The following is a 20,604-nucleotide window of genomic DNA, read 5'->3' on the forward strand; positions in this document are numbered from 1 at the left end:
AATTTAGTCAATAAATCGCATATTATGGAATATTTTTAGTACTTTTACAGCTAAAAATACATATTTACTTTTATGGAAAAACTGTTTCTTCTTGATGCATACGCACTGATCTTTCGCTCTTATTATGCACTCATTCGCAGTCCTCGCATTAACTCCAAAGGACTGAATACATCGGCTATTATGGGCTTTTGTAACACTCTGAATGAGGTGTTGACGAAGGAGAAACCAACGCATATAGCGGTTGCTTTCGATCATGGAAAGACCTTCAGACACGATGCATACCCCCAGTATAAGGCGCAAAGGGAGGAAACGCCAGAGGACATTAAGCTCTCAGTCCCTATAATCAAACAGATATTAGAGGCATTGCACATCCCTATCTTACAGGTAGATGGCTTCGAAGCAGATGATATCATAGGTACTGTTGCAACCCGATTCGGCACCGATGGAATCGATACATTTATGCTTACTCCCGACAAGGACTATGGTCAACTGATCGGACCAAACGTTTTCATGTATCGTCCAAAGCATGGCGGAGGTTACGAAACACTTGGTGAAAAGGAGGTAGAAAGTAAGTATGGAATCCCTACCCCAGCCCAAGTCATAGATATTCTGGCGTTGATGGGTGACACAGCAGATAACTTTCCGGGTTGTCCAGGGGTTGGTGAGAAGACTGCAGCGAAGTTAATTAATCAATTCGGGAGCATTGATAATATGCTTGCTCATACTAATGAGATAAAAGGGAAACTACGGAATAAGGTCGAAGCTGCCGTTGAAGATATCAAAATCTCTAAGTTCCTTGCAACAATCCGTACGGATGTTCCATTACAATTGGAACTAGATGAAATGAAAGTTCAGCAACCGGATGAAGAGAAACTACGTGCGATATTTGAAGAATTAGAGTTTAAGACACTTATTAACAAGTTCCTTAACAAAGATAAAGAGAAGTCAAAAGTTGTCGAAAATCAGCTTGATTTATTTGCAGAATTTACCCCCGACAACCCAAGCGAAGCAAAAAACGAGAGTTTTGAGAGCCTTAAAACGACCCAACACAACTATCAACTCATTGATAATGAGGCTGATTTGCATCGCTTATGTGAGTTTTTTTTAACAAAAGAAACGCTTAGTTTAGACACAGAAACCACTTCTACCGATGCAATTAGTGCTGAGTTGGTGGGCTTGAGTTTCTCTGTTGAGGAAAAGGAAGCCTTTTACATCCCTATTCCAGAGAATCGCGAAGAAGCCTTGAAACGTGTTGCAATATTCAAACCAGTATATGAGAACGAGTCGATTCTAAAGGTTGGTCAGAACATCAAGTACGATTATGAGGTACTAAGTAACTATGGAGTGAAATTGAAAGGAGCGATGTTCGACACGATGATAGCACACTATCTCATCCAACCCGAACTTCGTCACAACATGGACTACATGGCTGAAACGCTCCTTGGATATCGAACCATACACATTGAAGACTTGCTTGGCTCGAAAGGAAAGAAGCAAAAGAATATGCGCGACTTAAGTCCTTCTGAGATTTATGAATATGCCGCAGAGGATGCCGACATCACCTTACGTCTAAAGAATGTACTCGCTCCTAAGCTGAAAGAACTCAATGTTGAAGAGTTATTCTGGAGCATTGAGATGCCCCTTGTCCGTGTACTGGCTGACATGGAACTTACCGGTGTTCGCATTGATACGGAAGCATTAAAAGAAACATCAAAGATATTCACGGAACGTATGAGACAATATGAAGTGGATATCTTTAAAGAGGCTGGTGAAGAATTTAACATATCGAGTCCAAAGCAGGTAGGTGACATCCTTTTCGGTAAGATGCAGATTATGGATAAACCCAAGAAGACCAAGACTGGGCAATATGTCACTAGTGAGGAAGTGTTACAGAGTATCGAATCAAAACATCCTATTGTACGTAACATTCTGAATTACAGAGGTATGAAGAAGTTGTTAAGTACCTATGTAGAAGCCTTACCAAAACTGATTAACTCTCGTACAGGACACATCCATACCTCCTTCAACCAGGCGTTAACTGCAACGGGAAGACTATCCTCTAGCGACCCTAACCTACAGAATATTCCAGTGCGAACAGACGACGGAAAAGAGATTAGAAAGTGCTTTATTCCAGAGGAAGGATGTATGTTCTTTTCAGCAGACTATAGCCAAATTGAACTGCGAATCATGGCTCATCTATCAGAGGATGACAATATGATGGAGGCCTTTAGAGAGGGTTACGACATACACAGGGCGACGGCTGCCAAGATCTGGCATGAGGCTCTTGATGACGTGACGGATGCACAGAGAAAGAAGGCAAAGCAGGCTAACTTTGGTATTATATATGGTATAACTACCTTTGGATTAGCCCAAAGGATGGAGATACCCAACAATGAGGCAAGGGCGTTGATACAGGACTACTTCCGCACATTCCCTAAGGTTCAAGCCTACATGGAACATGCGAAAGAGCTTGCAAGAAGCAAAGGTTATGCAGAAACCTTGTTCCATCGTCGCCGCTATCTACCGAATATCAACAGTCGAAATGGTACCATCCGAGGTTTCGATGAGCGCAATGCTATCAACGCACCAATACAAGGGACAGAGGCAGACATTATAAAGGTTGCGATGGTGCGGATATGGAATCGATTCAAAGAAGAGGGTATCCGTTCAAAGATGATACTACAGGTACATGACGAACTCAACTTCTCTGTTTATCCAGATGAGCGTGAGAAGGTGGAGAAAATAGTCCTTGAAGAGATGCAGAATGCCTATCCTCTCAATGTCCCACTAATAGCTGATGCTGGTTGGGGAAAGAACTGGTTAGAAGCACATTAAGGCTATGGAACATAGAAACAGATAACAGTACCAGTATAACGAGGCACTACCTCGTAAGCAATAGACAAAAGAGCGACAACCAAAGAGACGCCCTTTTCAATTTGAAGAGGGCGTTTCTTTGCATCAAAAGAAGCCTCTCTTCGCATCAAGGAAAGGCTCTCTTCAAATAGAGGAGAGCCTTTCCTTCTTTACAGCACACTATCCCGTTAGGAGTTCCTCCCCTACTTGAGAGATTGAGTAGAGCTTTACATCCCCTTTTTTGGAGGGACTTGGGGAGGCTTTCCATTAGGCACTCCTCCCCTTAGGGGAGGCTGGGAGGAGGTGTAAGCATGCCATGGAAACCACAAATAAACCATTGTTTTGACTGCTTATAGCAATGTTAAAAAGATAGAAAAGCCTTAACATCTAGCATTTTTGGCGTACTTTTGCAATTTAATCAAGCAATGAAATTTGAATGAGTCTTACTAGTTTAGTAAACAAACTATACTTCCAACCACGCCGTAAGGAGCTAGAACGCTATACAACTGATGGTGAAGCTATACAGCAGGAGGTTATGGAATACCTTATAGAACGGGCTAAAGATACAGAATACGGACGCAAACATCTGTTCTCAACCATCACTTCTTATGATGATTTCGCGCATAACGTGCCCGTCAATACCTATGAAGAACTGAAGGAAGACATCGATAGAATGCGTCATGGAGAACGTGATATTCTGTGGCCAGGAGTGGTTAGATGGTATGCTAAGTCATCAGGAACTACAAACGACAAGAGCAAGTTTATACCCATAACTCACGAAGGACTGCAAACCATTCATTACCAAGGTGGTAAGGATGTAATCGCTTATTACCTTAGTAATCACCCAGAGAGTAAGCTCTTCAATGGTAAAGGTTTGATCCTTGGTGGTAGTCATTCTCCCAATTACAACTTGCACAACTCACTTGTTGGAGACCTAAGTGCAATACTCATAGAGAATATCAATCCACTCGCTAACTTTGTGCGTGTACCAAAGAAAGAGACTGCTCTATTGAGCGACTTCGAGGTGAAACGCGATCGAATAGCACGGGAGACTCTTACGCAAAACATCACTAATATTTCTGGAGTACCATCATGGATGCTATCCGTACTAGTGCGTGTTATGGAGCTAAGTGGTAAACAACATCTTGAAGAAGTATGGCCTAATTTAGAGGTATTCTTCCATGGTGGCATTGCTTTCACACCCTATCGTGAACAATACGAACAGCTTATAACAAAACAGGGAATGAACTATATGGAGACATATAACGCCTCGGAAGGATTCTTCGGAATACAGGATGACCCTTCAGATAGCAGTATGTCGCTCATGCTTGATTATGGAGTATTCTACGAGTTCTTGCCTATGGACGAGTTTGGAAACGATCATCCGAACATCGTTCCACTATCTGGTGTAGAGGTAGGACGCAACTATGCCATGCTTATTAGCACCTCCTGCGGTCTTTGGAGATATGAGATTGGCGACACAGTACAGTTTACCTCCACCCGTCCTTATAAGTTTATTATCACTGGAAGAACCAAGTATTTCATCAATGCCTTTGGTGAGGAACTCATCATGGACAATGCAGAAAAGGGACTCGATGCCGCTTGTAAGGCTACAGGAGCGCAAATATTAGACTATACCGCAGCACCTATTTATATGGATGCAAAGGCTAAGTGTCGACACCAATGGCTCATTGAGTTTGCTAAAGAGCCAACGTCTATTGCAGAGTTTGCCACTATCCTTGATAACAAACTACAAGAGATCAACTCTGATTATGAGGCTAAACGCTATCATAATGTGACCCTTCAGCCCCTCGAAATCATTGTTGCTCGTAAGAACCTCTTCAATGATTGGCTGAAAACAAAGGGTAAACTCGGTGGTCAACACAAGATTCCTCGCTTGTCAAACAGCCGTTCCAATCTTGAAGAATTACTGACAATGAACCAGTAAATACGCTCTTCTTGATTGTAAATACCCTCATGGAATGCTCGACATAAGCCCCTCATCGACTACAAAAGTTCAATAAGATATGAAGAAAATAACACTCGCATATAGTCTTATAACCCTCCTTCTCCTATCGTTAGTGTCGTGTGCTAAGATGGGACAACCCGATGGCGGATGGTTTGATGAGACGCCTCCTAAGGTCGTGGGAGCCTCTCCCTCTGATCGAGCAACCGATGTAAACAGTAAGAAAGTGAACATCTTTTTCGATGAGTTCATCAAGTTAGAGAACGCATCAGAGAAGGTTGTTGTGTCTCCGCCACAGCTAGAAGCACCAGAGATAAAGGCTCAAGGCAAGCATATCTCCGTCGCTTTGCAAGACAAACTACAGCCAAATACAACCTACACTATCGACTTCTCGGATGCAATCTCCGATAACAACGAAGGCAATCCATTAGGTAATTACACTTACAGCTTCTCTACTGGCGATCATATTGATACTCTCGAAGTGTCTGGATATGTGTTGGAAGCAGAGAATCTGGAGCCTATCAAGGGCATACTTGTTGGTCTTTACAGCAATCAAAGTGACACTGCTTTCCAGAAACTACCGATGTTGCGCGTCTCAAGAACCGATAGTCGGGGGCACTTTGTGATACGTGGTGTTGCTAAAGGAGACTATCGCATCTATGCTCTAAAGGATGCGGACGGCAATTACAAGTATGATCAAAAGAGCGAAGAGATTGCTTTCACGCCCGAAGTTATCATGCCTTCGTGGAAGCCGGACATACGACAAGACACGCTGTGGACGGACTCTTTGCACATCAAAGACATTAAGCAGGTGCCTTACACCCACTTTCTTCCAGATGACATAACGCTCTCTGCCTTTACAGCAGTACAAACGGATCGATACTTCATAAAGTCAGAACGAAAGGATGCAGACCATTTCACGCTCTTCTTTAGCTATGGAGATGCGAGCCTACCACAGCTTACTCCACTGAATTTCAACGCTAAGGATGCCTTCTTGGAAGAGCCAAGTATGAACCAAGATACCATTACTTATTGGCTTCGTGACTCTGCTCTTATCAATCAAGACACCCTGCGTATGAAGATGACTTACAATATGACGGACAGCACGGGGAGGCTTGTTCCACAGACCGAGACGCTTGAGCTACTTGCAAAAACACCTTATGCAAAGCGCATGAAGAGCCAACAAGAGGAATACGACAAGTGGAAAAAGAAGCAAGATAAGGCTAAGGAACGTGGGAAAGCGTATGAGACAGCAATGCCAGCAAAGCCCCTTGATGTGAAATATAACGTCCCGTCGCAGATGAATCCAGACCAGAATCTATCCTTCGAGATTGCTACTCCGATAGAGAAGATCGATACTTCCAAGATACAACTCTATGAGAAGGTGGACAGCTCATGGTATCGAGCGAAGTACCAGTTGGGTACTGAACCCGGAAAACAACGTCAGTTACAACTCGTCAGTGCGTGGGATCCAGGCAAAGAATACAGCTTGGAGCTTGATTCGGCAGCCTTCACGGATATCTACGGGAGGGTTTCTAAGAAGTACAAACAGGGTATTCGCATCCCTTCCGTTGATGAGTATGGCACCTTAGTGATGTCTCTTGAGGGTATGAAGGGCAAGAACTGCCTCGTACAACTGCTCAACGAAAGCGATAAACCAGTAAGGGAAACAACCGCAAAAGACGATAAGGCGACCTTCTACTACATAAAGCCTGGCACGTACTACATGCGTCTCATTGTTGATGATAACGATAACGGCAAGTGGGACGGAGGTGATTATGCAACGCAGCGAGAGCCTGAAGCGGTGTATTACTACCCTAAATCCATAGAGTGCAAAGCGAAACGTGATGTGCAAGGAACGTGGAATCCACGCCTTCTACCGCTCTATCAACAGAAGCCTGGAGCAATTACTAAGCAGAAGGCAGATACGCAGCGTAAGGCAAGGAGTCGCAATCTGGAGCGTGCCCGCAGCCTCGGTATAGACCTCCCAAGCGAAGATATACTACAAGGGAAGGTAAAGATTAAGAAGGTTAAGGATAAGAAATCTGAGCCTCACAAGTAGACTTTCACCCAATCCTAAACCTCATCTATACCCTTTCTAATTGTTAGGAACATAAGAGAAAACCAGCTTTAAAAAACAAAGAGAGCCTTTCTTCAATTTGAAGAGAGGCTTTCTTCACATCAAAGAGAGGCTCTCTTTGCCCTCAAAAGGGCGTCTCTTTATTTGTAGTGAGTTTATACGTCTATAACAGTTATAGCCTCATACAAGGTAAAGAAAGGACTTAATGAAACTTTCCAAGCATAAATGGCAAGTAGCGATAGACGATTGCTACAATACAGCTTGCCACTATGCAGACCAGAGCATAGGCTATCAGTACACTATAATAAGCCCCATGATAGCCTAAACCCACCTTCTGAAGTGCTAAAGATAAGCAAAGGGGAACACCTCCACAGACGAAATAATAAACAATACTATGCGCTCCAACCCACTCTAATGGCTTACACCTTGACAGTTGCTTACAAACATTAACGAGTAAGAAGACGCTCGTCAACATATCAAGAAAGAATAGGAAATAAGAGTCTATACCTATTGGGTATATCATCGTATGCACCCCTTTGCACGTTGCATAACCTTTTATTACTATAAGAAATATAAAGAGAAATGACGTATATAATGGTGTGTTGATACGGTTGAAAACTTCTTTTCGATAATGATAAAACCATCCGATATAAAGGAAAAGGACTGCTTGCAGGGCATTGTTGATACACCAAGGATAATCAGTGGATTGTTTCGTTAAAAATACCGAACCAACAAAAGCACAAAAGGAGAGAATGAATAAGGGTATAACTTTTCCACGAGTTATCCACAAGAAAAGGCTAAAAACAACTTCAGAAACTATCAAGGCAGCTATAAACCAAGAGGCTCTACCAGTCAAGATAGGCAATAATAAACTCTCCCAGTCTATACTATGACCATGTACAAAGGCTTTCGGAAGTGCCAAAACTATGGTAAAGAGAAAATAAGGAAGAAGTAGACTGCGCCCTATCGAAGTCAGCTTATGCTTCAAAGAAAAGCCTTGCTGTTTGTACATGAGGTATCCCGACAGAAAGAAAAAGACGATTAGAACATTCGAAACATACCAATCATAAGGAATAAGGTTACCTCCTGTATAATAGATTTCAGTATGATCCAACAATATTGCCAACATACAGAAACCACGCAGCATGTCTATCCAATGTTCCCTCTCTACCATCATTTGCTCTATTGACAACCCTCCCTTATAGGTGTCCCTTATAGTAAGATTATTATGAAATCATCAATATTTCAGTTCTATCTAACAATCGCAACCTTACAAACAACGCCATTGTTGCCGTCTTCATCAGCACTTTCAACCATGTAAACACCTGATGCAACGGGTTTGCCGAACTTGTCCTTGCCATCCCAAACAAAGCTACCACCATTGCTAGTACCTGCTGCAACGAGTACACCATTTGTAGTGACAATCTTCACATCAGCGTTCATTGAGAGTCCAACAATGGTGATTGGTCCTGTATAACCAGGCTTAACTGGATTCGGATAAGCGTATGTATTGTCCTTACTCGGTCGGTCGGATGGTGTCGTCGCATCGCTCATGTAAGAGCATAAACCCTTGTCCGTACCGAAGAATACTTCGCCTGTTGCGTTGTTGATAGCGATAGAAAGGATATTATCCGATAGGAGCGGACTATTTGAAGAGAGGATATGCTTCACCTGTGTCATATTATCGGCACTAATGAGATAGACACCATTTGACTTTGTTCCAAACCATTTTCTGCCTCCTCCATCAATAGCCATACAGGTGACATCAATGCCTGACAGAAGGTAATCGGCAAGGTTGGTACCATCGTTACGAGGTACTTTCACCTGTGTAAAGACGGCTGTTTCAGGGTTATCAATAGCCGAACGAGACAAGAGAAGTGGTCCTATTGTAGTGGTAACCCACACATCTCCATTCGACAAAGGCGTCACGCTATGGGGTACTAAGTCTAAGTTCGAACCATCCTGATTGACAAATCGAGTGAAAGAAAGCAACTTGTCGGTTGCTGGTTGGTAACAGAACAAAGCAGGATAGCCCCAGTGATCGTTACAGAACCATAAGTTGTTGCGGTTATCGAAGACCATACTTGTTAGGACTGAGCCCCCTACTCCATCCTTCATAAGGGTTGGCTTACTGAAAGAAGTCATCTGTCCATCAGCCGAAAGACGCAAGAGATTCTCTCTGGAGGTTTGACTGTTCAATATCCAAAGGTTGCCTTTATTATCGAAACAGAGCCCATTAATAAGCACATAGTTGTTTCCTAACTCTCGTCCTCGGTCCATTGCGCCTTGCAACAAACTGTTGTCTTTGTTGTAATAAGCCTTTAACTGTCCATCAAGGAACTCGTATAAGCCTGTCCTTCCACCAACAAATACATGGTTAGCATTGTGTGGATCGACTACAAGAACATTGTTATCTAGATACTCATAGCCCGTCTTTAACGATAGATTCTCTTGATAATTCGTCCACTCACCATCGTGTAGAATCTGCACAGCACCTGGTGTATTAGAATCTCCATAACCTGATTTAAACATACCAGGAACGGTATATAAGCGGTTATTAAGGTATTGGATATAGGCAAAACCATTATACTTTGGACCTCCAGGACTCAATGTCTTCGCTTGATTAAGGAGGTTTGCATTCATCGTCTTCGGTCTTGCCACATAGCTACCAACCTGTGCCCAGTTGTTCTTATCGAGCAAGTTTGCCGTTAACGGAGCACGATATAGCCCATTAGACTGGCTTGCAGCATAGATGTAAGAACCATCCAGATAACTGTAATTAACCGGAAAGGAGAGGTTGTAACTGTCGCTTATTTCTGCCTTAGCAACATTCAGTTTGACAAGTCCGAAGCCTGTTGAGAGATAGCAATAAGCCCCATTCATATCAATACCATAGACAGTCTTGTCGGCAGTCAAAGCCTTTAAGTAATAGTCGGGTACGTTCGTAACGTTCCCCTTAGCGTCCATTAGATCAATATTATTGTCTTCGTAGACAATAACAAGGCGCTTGGCGACTTCATTCCAACCAATGAATCGGATGTCAATAGAGCTTAATCCGTTCTGTTTATCGTATGTTTGAATACTTTGATCAGCCTTATTATAAGTGTAAAGGGCATTAGATGCAAGTACATATAACCGATTGCCTCCTTGCTCAACCCATTGTATGTTGGCATAAGAAAGGTAAGACTTCCATGTCCCAATACCTCCTGCAATGGCAGAGAGAGAGGATATAAGAATGATAAAAGATAGGATAATTCGTTTTATTGTCATAGTGGGTTCTTGTCGAAATGAATATTATCTTGCTTGCTGCTCAAGGTTTATATAATACATGAGCTTATATACATTAAACAGAAAGACACTTGGTTTATTGCTTTCTAAACGATGTTTTAAGGGCTTATGAAGTAACTTGGAAGCCAAAAAGAGGAGCTTTGCGAGGTGGAAATGATGGATTCTTTCAACCATCTTGAGCAGTGAAGAGAAGTTGATTAAGTCCTTTCTGAATTGGAGGAGAGTGTGTAATGCCTCCTCGGTCTTGCTTATGTATGCCTCATTAGACTCAAAGTTACAGAACAGAACGGGGTTATCAATGTGGTTAATAATAAGTCCTTGCTGTTGAAAACGCTTCCCCAACAACACGTCCTCATAGCCATAACGACTAATGCGCTCGTCGTATGGACATTCACCTAATGCACTTCTTCGTATGAGGATATTAGTTGCAAGATGTTGAAAAGGTTGTTTTTGTCGTTTCTCTAGGGTGTTATTAGCTTCGCACGCACACTCATATTTATATCTAAGATTCCCTTTCCATTGTTCTGGATTGCCACCTATTCTGATACCACCAACGACCACATCACCTTCTGCCTGCGTGTATCTACGAATAAAATCGGGGTTATCAAGGGATAAATCACCGTCTATGAAGAGGAGACTATCACCTTTTGATTGCGAGAAAAGGAAGTTGCGGATGGCTGACCGACCGACATTCTCCTGCCTTATAATATACCGCACGCCCTCTAATTGACCAATGACTTTGTTACGCTCAACGATGTACTGATTCTTAGTATCAACCATTGTCCCGTCGTCAGCCACGATAATCTCATACGCAATACCACACTCCATGCATTGCCGTTGCAGCTCTGTTACCAAAGCCACACAGCTACATTTATAAACAGGAAGAAGTATCGATAGCACGTAGATGAATGCTTTAGCAAGATGAGGATAGGTATTCTGCGAGCTTCTTAACAGCTCTTGCACGGTGAGAAATCTGATTCTTCACCTCTTCGCCAAGCTCTGCAAAGCTCTTGTCATAGCCTTCTGGGATGAAAATAGGGTCATATCCGAAGCCTTCTTTACCATGTTTCTCGGTTGCAATACGCCCTTCGACACGCCCTTCAAATTGATGTTCTACACCATTAATGATTAATGAGATAACCGTGCGGAAACGTGCTGTACGATCCTTAACATTCGACATCTTCGATAGTAACTTACGCATATTTGCTTCACTATCGTGGTCGGTTCCCTCAGCATAACGGGCTGAATGTACACCGGGTTCACCATTGAGAGCATCCACTTCAAGCCCCGTATCATCCGCAAAACAATCGTGATTGTAATGCTCAACGATGTAGGTTGACTTTTGGCGAGCGTTCTCCTCCAATGTTAAACCCGTCTCTGGAATATCCTCATGACAGCCTATTTCAGCCAAAGAGACAATCTCAAAGTCCTTACCTAAGATGTCCTTTATCTCTTCTAACTTATGCTTATTATTCGTTGCGAATACTATTTTCATCTCAAAAAGCCATTTATTCTTTGTTTACAGGCACACTCTCAGCAGCTTGTTGCAGCTTCTCTATCTGCTTCTTCTTATCCTTCTTTGCCTTAATCTTTATCTGATCAAAGCCTTCGCCATACACTCCTATGACCGAACTCTGGCTTACGAAGGCTGTAGGGTCAACCATCTTGATAAGACGGAAGATAGTTTTACTCTCGTTCTTCTTCGCTAGTAGGCATATAACCTTCATGTCATTGCCTGTGTACCAACCGTGTCCATCGAGTATAGTAAGGGCGTGCTCCGTCTCATCGACGATAGCTTTGGCTACTTCCTCATGTTTCCATGAGAAGATAAGGAACTGTACTGACTCCCTTCTCATGTTCATTACGTGGTCAAGCATGAAGCATTCGATGAACATAGTGCAGTATCCAAAGACCATCTTATGCAATCGGTCGACCATAGAACCAAACTGCGGGAAGAAGAGACAACTACCTACTATCAATATATCGACGCCCATCAACACTTGTCCTAACGATATATCACGATACTTATTGACGCATGCTGCGATGATATCAGTGCCTCCTGTACTTCCATTATTTAAGAAGACGATGGCAAGACCAGTACCAGTTATACAACAACCAATAATCAATGACATGAAATCCTGCCCTTCCCCGAGCACCTTAATGAAGTGTCCATGAGCATCAACAGGCATCAGGTCTTGTGCAAACTTCAGCATAAAGTAGAGCGCGAAGATAGCATATATGGTCTTCATCATAAACTTGAAGCCCAGAATCTTTAGTGCGACAACCAACAGGGAGATGTTGATTATCATGTAAGTGTTCTCTATCTTGAATCCAGTTGCATAGTAAACAATGGCGGACATACCCGTTACTCCACCCGTTACTATCTCATAGGGAAGGAGGAAGATAGTAAAGGCTACGGCATAAAGAAGCAGTCCCAACGTAAGAAAGAGATAATCCTTTGCTTCGGAACGGATGAGCTGTTGATTAATAGTCATAGGTTTTAAAAGGTATATAGAGGGGATGCGTGCAGTGTAAACACACATCCTCTCTGGTTATAATATTAGTTACTTACAAACGATGTTGATAATCTTTCGAGGCACAACGATGATCTTTACAATCGTTTTACCATCTATGTAATGCTTACTACGGTCGTCTGCTAATGCGCACTTCTCGATGTCTTCCTTTGTAGCATCAGCTGGGAAAGTCATTTGGAAACGTGCTTTACCATTGAAAGAAACTGTCAGTTGCACCTCATTCTCCACCAAGTAAGACTCGTCCCAAGCTGGCCAAGTGGCATCACAAACGCTCTTTGTCTCACCACCCAACTGCTCCCACAACTCTTCTGCCATGTGTGGTGCGAATGGCGCAATGACAATTACCAGCTTTTTCAACAGCTCCTTGTTAGCGCACTTCTGCTGACTTAGCTCATTAACACATATCATGAACGCAGAAATAGCAGTGTTGTAAGAGAACTGCTCAATATCTCCTGTCACCTTCTTGATGAGCTTGTGCACACTCTTCAACGACTCCTTCAATGGCTCCTCATCGTTCAGTTCCTGCTGATAAAGCTTCCAGAACTTCTTTAAGAAGCGGAAACATCCATCAATACCATTGGTATCCCAAGGCTTACTTGCCTCTACCGGACCTAAGAACATCTCGTAGAGACGAAGTGTATCAGCGCCATACTGCTCCACAATATCATCTGGATTGACAACGTTGAACATGGACTTTGACATCTTCTCTATCGCCCAACCACACTTGTAAACGGCGTTACCTGCAGCACTCTCATTCGATGTTCTATCAGCCGACTTACTACCATCTTCAAAGATAAACTCGGCATCTTTATATTCAGGACGCCATGCCTTGAAAGCCTCAACATCGAGCACATCAGCATGAACAATATTCACATCGACATGAATAGGAGTAGTTTCATACTTGTCTTTAAGCCCTAAGCTAACAAAGACAGGAGCCTTTGAGTGGTCATCGGAATTGATTCGATAAACAAAGTTAGAGCGTCCTTGAATCATACCCTGGTTCACTAACTTCTCGTATGGTTCGTCTTTACAACTGCAACCAATATCGAATAAGAACTTATCCCAGAATCGGCTGTATATCAAGTGACCTGTGGCATGCTCGGTACCACCCACATATAAATCCACATTCTGCCAATACTCATCAGCCTCGCGACCCACAAGTGCATCGTTATTATGCGGATCCATGTAGCGAAGATAGTATGCCGAACTACCTGCGAAGCCTGGCATTGTATTCAACTCAAGCGGGAATACGGTCTTATCATCTACTAATGACTTGTCAACAACCTTGTTTTCTTTCTCGTTCCAAGCCCACATCTTCGCACGACCCAATGGTGGTTCGCCACTCTCGGTAGGCTCATATTTATCTATCTCAGGCAACTCCAGCGGCAAGCAGTCCGTTGGTACCATGTAAGGCATCCCTTTCTTATAATAGACAGGGAATGGTTCTCCCCAATAGCGTTGGCGTGAGAAGATGGCATCACGCAGTCGGTAATTCACCTTCACACGTCCGATTCCTCTCTCACTAACAAACTTCTTCGTCTTTGCGATAGCCTCTTTCACCGTGAGTCCATTGAGTGAGAAACCCTCCAAAGCTGCCTCCTTACCTTCCGCAGGGGAGTTAATAACGATTCCTTCTTTCGCATCGAAGCTCTCTTCCGACACGTCCGCACCCTCAATCAGAGGTACGATTGGCAAGTTAAAGTACTTTGCGAAGGCATAATCACGGCTGTCATGAGCAGGCACAGCCATAATTGCTCCAGTGCCATAACCCGCTAATACGTATTCAGACACATATATAGGAAGCTGCTCACCAGTGAATGGGTTAATGCCAAAAGAGCCTGTGAACACACCCGTCACCTTACGGTCTGACATGCGTTCAAGCTCTGTTCGCTTCTTTACATAAGCTAAATAATCCTCCACCTCTGCTTTCTGTGCATCCGAGGTAAGCTCTGTTACGAGTTCAGACTCTGGTGCAAGTACCATGAAAGTGACGCCAAACATCGTATCAGCACGCGTTGTGAAGATGGTAAACTTTCCTTCTTTCTGTCCTTCAGAACCATTTGGAGTAACATACTTAAACTCCACCTCTGTTCCTTCCGAGCGTCCAATCCAGTTCTTCTGGGTCTCTTTAATAGAATCAGACCAGTTTATCTTCTCTAAACCCTCCAATAGTCTCTGGGCGTATGCAGACACTCTTAGGCACCACTGCTTCATCAGCTTTTGCACAACGGGGTATCCGCCACGCTCGCTAACACCATTGACTACCTCGTCATTCGCCAACACTGTACCTAAACCGGGGCACCAATTCACCATCGTCTCACCCAAGTAAGCAATGCGATAGTTCATCAACTTCTCCTGTTGCTCACGCTCATCCATGCTCATCCAATCGCGTGCTGAGAATACAAACTCCTCACTTTGAGCCACGTCGAGATTGAGAGTTCCCTCCTCTTCAAAGTGCTTTACAAGTTGAGAAATAGGCTGCGCCTTCTGTAAACGATTGTCGTAATAGGAGTTAAACATCTGCTCGAAAGCCCATTGCGTCCAATGGTAGTAATGCGGATCACACGTTCTTACCTCTCGATCCCAGTCGAATGAGAAACCAATCTTATCCAGTTGCTCACGGTAACGGGCTATGTTTTTCTTCGTAGTAACCTCTGGGTGCTGTCCAGTCTGTATGGCATACTGCTCTGCGGGGAGCCCATAAGCATCGTAACCCATAGGGTTTAAGACGTTAAAACCCTTGAGTCTCTTATAACGAGCATATATATCACTGGCTATATAACCCAACGGGTGCCCCACATGTAAGCCTGCCCCGGATGGATAAGGGAACATGTTTAGCACGTAGAACTTCTGTTTATTCTTATCTTCAACAACCTTGTAAGTCTTCAAATCAACCCACTTCTGTTGCCATTTCTGCTCAATGTCTCTGAAGTTGTATTCCATTCTTTCACTTGTTATAACTAATGTGCAAATTTACAAAAAGTATTCGATACTAATGCTATTTACCAGTCTTTAATTCGCTTAACGACCAACGATTAAAACACTAAAAAAGCCTCACCCCCAACCCCTCTCCGAATGGAGAGGGGAGTGAATAGCGTTATTTACAAACAAAAAGGACGTCTCTTCACATCAAGGAAACGCCCTCTTCGCATGGAAGAGACGCCCTCTTCAAAACAAAGAAGGCGTCTCTTCACATCGAAGAAACGCCCCCTTCATTTGCAAACAACACTATTCACGCCCCTCTCCATTCGGAGAGGGGACGGGGGTGAGGCTGGTTGTGGACGGGGGTGAGGCTTCTTCTTTATATTAAAAAACGTAAAAAACAAGTAGTAACTATTGACAAGTTGAAAGAAAAAACATATCTTTGTCTCCGATTATTAACTATATCTTGGAAAGGATACCATTATGAGAAGAAACGTTACCTTGCTATCAATAATCCTCTTCCTGACAACCTCTTTATCGGCACAAGAAGCCACTAAGAGCGACACTACGAAGACGCAAAAGTTGAAAGAAGTCGTTGTGACGCATCAAAAACAGCTGATTAAGAATGATATTGACAAGCTGACTTACAACGTGAAAGACGATGTGACGGCACAAACGAAGAACACGTTAGAGGTGCTGAAAAAGGTTCCTTTCGTCACTGTTGACGGTCAGGACAATATCAAAGTACAAGGTTCTACGAACTTCAAAGTATATAAGAACGGGCACCCCGACCCTGCTTTTGCAGGGCAAAGTCTCAAAGAGATACTGAAAGCAATGCCTGCTTCTACCATCAAGAGGATTGAGGTTATCACCGATCCCGGTGCTAAGTATGATGCCGAAGGGACGTCAACTATACTCAACATCGTAATGATGAGTAACGTACGCATGCAAGGATTATCAGGCAATATACAAACAAATGTAAGTTCATACGGCTCTGTTGGACTTGGAACAACGCTCACTACGCAGGTGGGAAAGCTCACTACTACCATTAACTACATGGAATATTATCAGGCAGGGAAGCAAACGGAAAGAGAGGTAGAAAGCTCGTTTACATACCTCAAGACGGGTGAGAAATCTCTTGAAAAGAGTCACCACGCCACGAGTGGGAACATTCATATCGGTAACGTCAGTGCCAGTTATGAGCTTGACTCACTGAATCTCTTGACTGCATCGGCCTCTCTTTTCGGTTATAAGGTGGGCAATACGGTTATATCGAACTATGAACGATGGGACAAGAACAACCATCTTCTCTATCAATATGACGAATCCACAGCGATACCTCACTACTCTTATTTCAACATCGGAGGGCGGTTAGACTATCAGCACAAGACTCATTTGGATGGAGAAGTGCTCACACTGTCTTACATGTTGGCTGCTACACGCCATCGAAGGACTACTCGTATAGAGTTAAGTAACCTTGTGAATGCACCTTTCAACTACACTGCTTGTGACTTACACTCGCGTGAGCGATTCACTGAACACACCTTCCAATTAGATTACGTGCGCCCCTTTGGTAAACAGCATAAGCTGGAAAGCGGTCTAAAATACATCTTTCGTAACAATAACAGTCACACACGTACAGATTACACAGGCTCTATGCCGAACGAAGACAAGGAGTTTAAGCATAACACACAGGTGGCTGCTGCCTATCTGTCTTACCTCTTTACGGCTGGTAATTGGTCTGCTCGGGCTGGCTTGAGATATGAGTATAGCTATATGAAAGCCGACTTTCCCGATGGAAGCGGTACGGGTTTCCATGCCAATCTCCATGACTGGGTGCCCTCCGCAAGCGTTCAATACAAGATAACAGACGCCCAAACGCTAAAGTTCAGTTATAGTACAAGCATCAATAGACCCGGTATCAAGTATCTTAATCCGGCTGTTGTTCGCACACCAAACTATGTATCTTATGGTAATGCTGACTTAGGAAGTAGTCATAACCAGAAGCTCCAAATGACCTATACATTAATCATTCCGAAACTGACATGGAGCTTCACTCCTTATTACTCCTTCACTAATAACGCCATAATAGGAACCCGTTACACAGACGGACAGGATATTGTTGCAACATACGATAACGTTATGAAGAAGAGAAGTCTGGGTTTCTCTTCTTACACGCAATGGCAACCTTTCACAGGAACGAGCCTTAGTTTGAATGGTTCGGTTAATTATTCACGGATCAGCATCCCCTCTCCTTCGATACAGAACAGAGGGTGTTGGGGGGATATATACTTCAATGTGGAACAGAAGTTACCATGGAAATTGACTTTCGAGATGAACCTTGATGTGCAATTCGGGCGTCCTGTATATACGCCTTACCTATATGGGGAACGCTGGAACAACTATATGTTCTATCTTACCAGACGTTTCCTCAAAGATAAACTCACCCTTACACTTTATAGCAAAATGCCTTTCACGAAACGACAGGAGTATAACACGCGTACCGTAAAAGGCGACTTTATAGGACAAGAGAAGTCTTGGGGTAAGCCAAGAGAGTTCGGTATTAGCCTCTCATGGAAATTCGGAAAGCTGCGTGCAAACGTGAAGAAAGTTGATAGGAGTATAAAGAATGATGACTTAGTGGGCGGTATGAAGTAATAAAGAGGGCTATCAGAAGTGAGCAAAAATTTGCTTATTAATATAAAAAGGAGTATCTTTGCGAAAAACAAAGATACTCCTTTTTATATATGGCAACACATCCCTTATGGTCTGACGACTACTGGTTACTCCTCCTCCAGCTGTATTTAAAGAAGCCGGAGGGCATGAAGCCAATGTATTCCCATGCGTTGGTAGAGCTTAGTTTGGAACTTCATATACCGCCAAAGAGCCTCTATGAACAGCAATTCAAGCTGCGCCACCGTGACACTCCAGTGTTACAACTTATCTGGGAAACCTATGCTGAGAACACACGCAAGCTCAATAAGGATGTGAAGAAACTGCGTTCAATGAAGGGATTCGGCAAAGCGAAGGAGTTTTATAATGGTGTGCAACTAAGGGAAACATTTGAGCATGACTTCCTTCCAATAGATGGTTATAATGAATTGAGACCTTTCATGCTCGTGATAATATTAGATCTTTACTTCCGACTGACGCCTATCACGATGGTAGAAGAGACTCCCGAGATACGCGAAATGGCTAAGTTGATGAAGATAAAAGCCCATTCAGTGGTGGAGGTAATGGATGCCTTTCAGGTTTGTGACCCTTATCTCAATCGCGAAGAACTAATGATTACGCCCCTGTTATTGCCTTGTCAGGATATATGGGACCGATATGGTAATGATAACCCAGATAGACTTTCTGCCCTTGCTGCACAATTAAAAGATTACTTCCAGTGATTTTCATGCTTTTTTTTAGTACTTTTGTAGCGTAATTCAGGTATAGTAATGGCACAAGAACAAGTACAGATTCAGACCCAAAAACAGCAACAGGTGCAGCGTCTCTCACAGCAACAAATGTTGCAAGTAAAGCTCTTAGAGATGCCACTAACCGAACTGGAAGAGTCTGTGAACGCCGAGTTAGATGATAACCCAGCGTTAGAAGCAGGTGGAGAGGAGTCTGATAGCATTGATACTAACGATTCCGTAGAACAGAGAGAGGATGATGATTTCGACTCACAACAGGAACGTGAGGAGCGACAAGACGCCCTTGACTCTGCTTTGGAACGTATGCAATCGGATGACGACTTGCCGACTTACGATTCAAGACAGCAACGCAACAATGCAGACTATGAGGAGATTGTTTACGGAGATACCACTTCCTTTATCGATAAACTCAATGAGCAGGTGGGCGAACTGGAGCTAACTGAACGGCAAAGGGATATTCTGGAGTATCTTATTGGTAGTTTAGACGATGATGGACTACTGCGGAAAGACTTAGACACCATCAGTGATGAACTTGCAATCTACCATGGTGTTGATGCTACAACACAGGAGATTGAGGATGTACTAAAGCTATTGCAGGACTTTGATCCAGCTGGTATCGGTGCCAGAAGTTTGCAGGAATGTTTGTTACTGCAAGTAGAGCGAAAGGTTGAAAACGGCGAGTGGCAACGCGACGGACAGTTATATCAATATGTGAAACAGGTTCTCACACGCCATTTCGATGCTTTCACGAAAAAGCATTGGGATAAGATTAAGGTTGCAATGGGGCTCTCTGATCTTCAAGTGGAGACCTTGCAAAAGGAGATACGCAAGTTAAATCCAAAGCCGGGAGCGTCTATGGGCGAAACACAAGGGCGTAACCTACAACAGATAACACCTGACTTTATCATCGAAACAGAGGATGATGGCACCGTTACCTTTAGTCTTAATCATGGTAATCTACCAGAGTTACACGTCTCACCGAGCTTTAATGAGATGCTGGCAGCCTATCGGAACAATAAAGCAGGTATGAATCGACAAGAGAAGGAAGCCTTGCTTTATGCCAAAGAGAAGGTTGATAAGGCACAAGGATTCATTGAGGCAGTGAAGCAAAGACGCCATACTCTACAAGTAACAATGCGTGCCATCATTGATATTCAGCGTAAATTCTTCCAAGACGGGGATGAGGCTGAATTGAAGCCAATGATTCTTAAGGATATAGCTGACCGCACCGGACTGGATATCTCGACGATTTCTCGAGTGAGCAACATCAAGTATGCGCAAACAAAGTGGGGCACTTTCCCACTTAGGTTCTTCTTTTCTGATAGCTACACAACCACTGATGGCGAGGAAATGTCTACTCGGAAGATTAAGATAGCACTGCGAGATCTAATCAAGGAAGAGGATAAGAGTAAGCCTCTTAGCGATGATGCATTGGCAAAACAACTAAAGGAAAAGGGCTTCCCGATTGCTCGGCGCACTGTTGCTAAGTATCGAGAACAACTGGGCTTACCGGTTGCAAGGCTTAGAAAAGAATGATTG

At 43.4% G+C, this 20,604-nt stretch carries 13 protein-coding genes; 6 read left to right on the forward strand and 7 right to left on the reverse strand.

Features of this window, described 5'->3' with window-relative positions; genetic code table 11:
• The first annotated feature begins 72 nt into the window (after positions 1–72).
• On the forward strand, positions 73–2,835 hold the full coding sequence (polA, locus tag D464_RS0107560; RefSeq protein WP_018910867.1) for a DNA polymerase I: 2,763 nt from the start codon (positions 73–75) through the stop codon (positions 2,833–2,835).
• 2 nt (positions 2,836–2,837) lie between these two features.
• Here the strand turns inward: polA and D464_RS13730 are convergent, their stop codons facing one another.
• Positions 2,838–2,981, reverse strand: coding sequence for a hypothetical protein (locus D464_RS13730; RefSeq protein ID WP_018910868.1), 144 nt, complete (start codon positions 2,979–2,981; stop codon positions 2,838–2,840).
• A 308-nt stretch (positions 2,982–3,289) separates the two neighbouring features.
• Between D464_RS13730 and D464_RS0107570 the strand changes: the two genes are divergently transcribed.
• A complete protein-coding gene (locus D464_RS0107570; protein WP_018910869.1) occupies positions 3,290–4,801 on the forward strand; it encodes a GH3 auxin-responsive promoter family protein in 1,512 nt (503 codons plus the stop codon).
• Positions 4,802–4,880: 79 nt separating this feature from the next.
• On the forward strand, positions 4,881–6,881 hold the full coding sequence (locus tag D464_RS0107575) for an Ig-like domain-containing domain (protein WP_018910870.1): 2,001 nt from the start codon (positions 4,881–4,883) through the stop codon (positions 6,879–6,881).
• A 220-nt stretch (positions 6,882–7,101) separates the two neighbouring features.
• Here D464_RS0107575 and D464_RS0107580 read toward each other — a convergent pair whose 3' ends face one another.
• The 6 genes from D464_RS0107580 to D464_RS0107605 form a co-directional block, all read right to left on the reverse strand.
• On the reverse strand, positions 7,102–8,076 hold the full coding sequence (locus D464_RS0107580; RefSeq protein WP_018910871.1) for an acyltransferase family protein: 975 nt from the start codon (positions 8,074–8,076) through the stop codon (positions 7,102–7,104).
• A 74-nt stretch (positions 8,077–8,150) separates the two neighbouring features.
• Positions 8,151–10,169, reverse strand: coding sequence for a type IX secretion system anionic LPS delivery protein PorZ (gene porZ, locus D464_RS0107585; protein WP_018910872.1), 2,019 nt, complete (start codon positions 10,167–10,169; stop codon positions 8,151–8,153).
• 24 nt (positions 10,170–10,193) lie between these two features.
• Positions 10,194–11,087, reverse strand: coding sequence for a glycosyltransferase family 2 protein (locus D464_RS0107590; protein WP_018910873.1), 894 nt, complete (start codon positions 11,085–11,087; stop codon positions 10,194–10,196).
• A gap of 13 nt (positions 11,088–11,100) precedes the next feature.
• Positions 11,101–11,682, reverse strand: coding sequence for a non-canonical purine NTP diphosphatase (locus D464_RS0107595; protein WP_004383062.1), 582 nt, complete (start codon positions 11,680–11,682; stop codon positions 11,101–11,103).
• A 13-nt stretch (positions 11,683–11,695) separates the two neighbouring features.
• The gene (locus D464_RS0107600) at positions 11,696–12,682 is read right to left on the reverse strand and encodes a YitT family protein (RefSeq protein ID WP_018910874.1); all 987 of its coding nucleotides are present in this window, start codon (positions 12,680–12,682) and stop codon (positions 11,696–11,698) included.
• A 69-nt stretch (positions 12,683–12,751) separates the two neighbouring features.
• A complete protein-coding gene (locus tag D464_RS0107605; protein WP_018910875.1) occupies positions 12,752–15,664 on the reverse strand; it encodes a leucine--tRNA ligase in 2,913 nt (970 codons plus the stop codon).
• A gap of 462 nt (positions 15,665–16,126) precedes the next feature.
• Here D464_RS0107605 and D464_RS0107610 point away from each other — a divergent pair, with 462 nt between their 5' ends.
• The 3 genes from D464_RS0107610 (at position 16,127) to rpoN (ending at position 20,601) form a co-directional block, all read left to right on the forward strand.
• Positions 16,127–18,301, forward strand: coding sequence for a TonB-dependent receptor domain-containing protein (locus D464_RS0107610; protein ID WP_018910876.1), 2,175 nt, complete (start codon positions 16,127–16,129; stop codon positions 18,299–18,301).
• Positions 18,302–18,390: 89 nt separating this feature from the next.
• Entirely contained in the window at positions 18,391–19,038 is a 648-nt protein-coding gene (locus D464_RS0107615) for a hypothetical protein (RefSeq protein WP_018910877.1), read from the forward strand.
• A 48-nt stretch (positions 19,039–19,086) separates the two neighbouring features.
• On the forward strand, positions 19,087–20,601 hold the full coding sequence (rpoN, locus tag D464_RS0107620; RefSeq protein ID WP_018910878.1) for an RNA polymerase factor sigma-54: 1,515 nt from the start codon (positions 19,087–19,089) through the stop codon (positions 20,599–20,601).
• Positions 20,602–20,604: the final 3 nt, after the last annotated feature.

The organism is Prevotella veroralis DSM 19559 = JCM 6290, from assembly GCF_000377625.1.
Taxonomy (GTDB): domain Bacteria; phylum Bacteroidota; class Bacteroidia; order Bacteroidales; family Bacteroidaceae; genus Prevotella; species Prevotella veroralis.

Excerpts from the sequence above, each read along its gene's own strand:
- porZ (WP_018910872.1), bottom strand. The coding sequence starts at position 10,169 with ATGACAATAAAACGAATTATCCTATCTTTTATCATTCTTATATCCTCT.
- D464_RS0107605 (WP_018910875.1), bottom strand. The coding sequence starts at position 15,664 with ATGGAATACAACTTCAGAGACATTGAGCAGAAATGGCAACAGAAGTGG.
- polA (WP_018910867.1), top strand. The coding sequence starts at position 73 with ATGGAAAAACTGTTTCTTCTTGATGCATACGCACTGATCTTTCGCTCT.
- D464_RS0107575 (WP_018910870.1), top strand. The coding sequence starts at position 4,881 with ATGAAGAAAATAACACTCGCATATAGTCTTATAACCCTCCTTCTCCTA.
- D464_RS0107580 (WP_018910871.1), bottom strand. The coding sequence starts at position 8,076 with ATGATGGTAGAGAGGGAACATTGGATAGACATGCTGCGTGGTTTCTGT.
- rpoN (WP_018910878.1), top strand. The coding sequence starts at position 19,087 with ATGGCACAAGAACAAGTACAGATTCAGACCCAAAAACAGCAACAGGTG.
- D464_RS0107610 (WP_018910876.1), top strand. The coding sequence starts at position 16,127 with ATGAGAAGAAACGTTACCTTGCTATCAATAATCCTCTTCCTGACAACC.
- D464_RS0107600 (WP_018910874.1), bottom strand. The coding sequence starts at position 12,682 with ATGACTATTAATCAACAGCTCATCCGTTCCGAAGCAAAGGATTATCTC.
- D464_RS0107595 (WP_004383062.1), bottom strand. The coding sequence starts at position 11,682 with ATGAAAATAGTATTCGCAACGAATAATAAGCATAAGTTAGAAGAGATA.
- D464_RS13730 (WP_018910868.1), bottom strand. The coding sequence starts at position 2,981 with ATGCGAAGAGAGGCTTCTTTTGATGCAAAGAAACGCCCTCTTCAAATT.
- D464_RS0107570 (WP_018910869.1), top strand. The coding sequence starts at position 3,290 with ATGAGTCTTACTAGTTTAGTAAACAAACTATACTTCCAACCACGCCGT.
- D464_RS0107615 (WP_018910877.1), top strand. The coding sequence starts at position 18,391 with ATGGCAACACATCCCTTATGGTCTGACGACTACTGGTTACTCCTCCTC.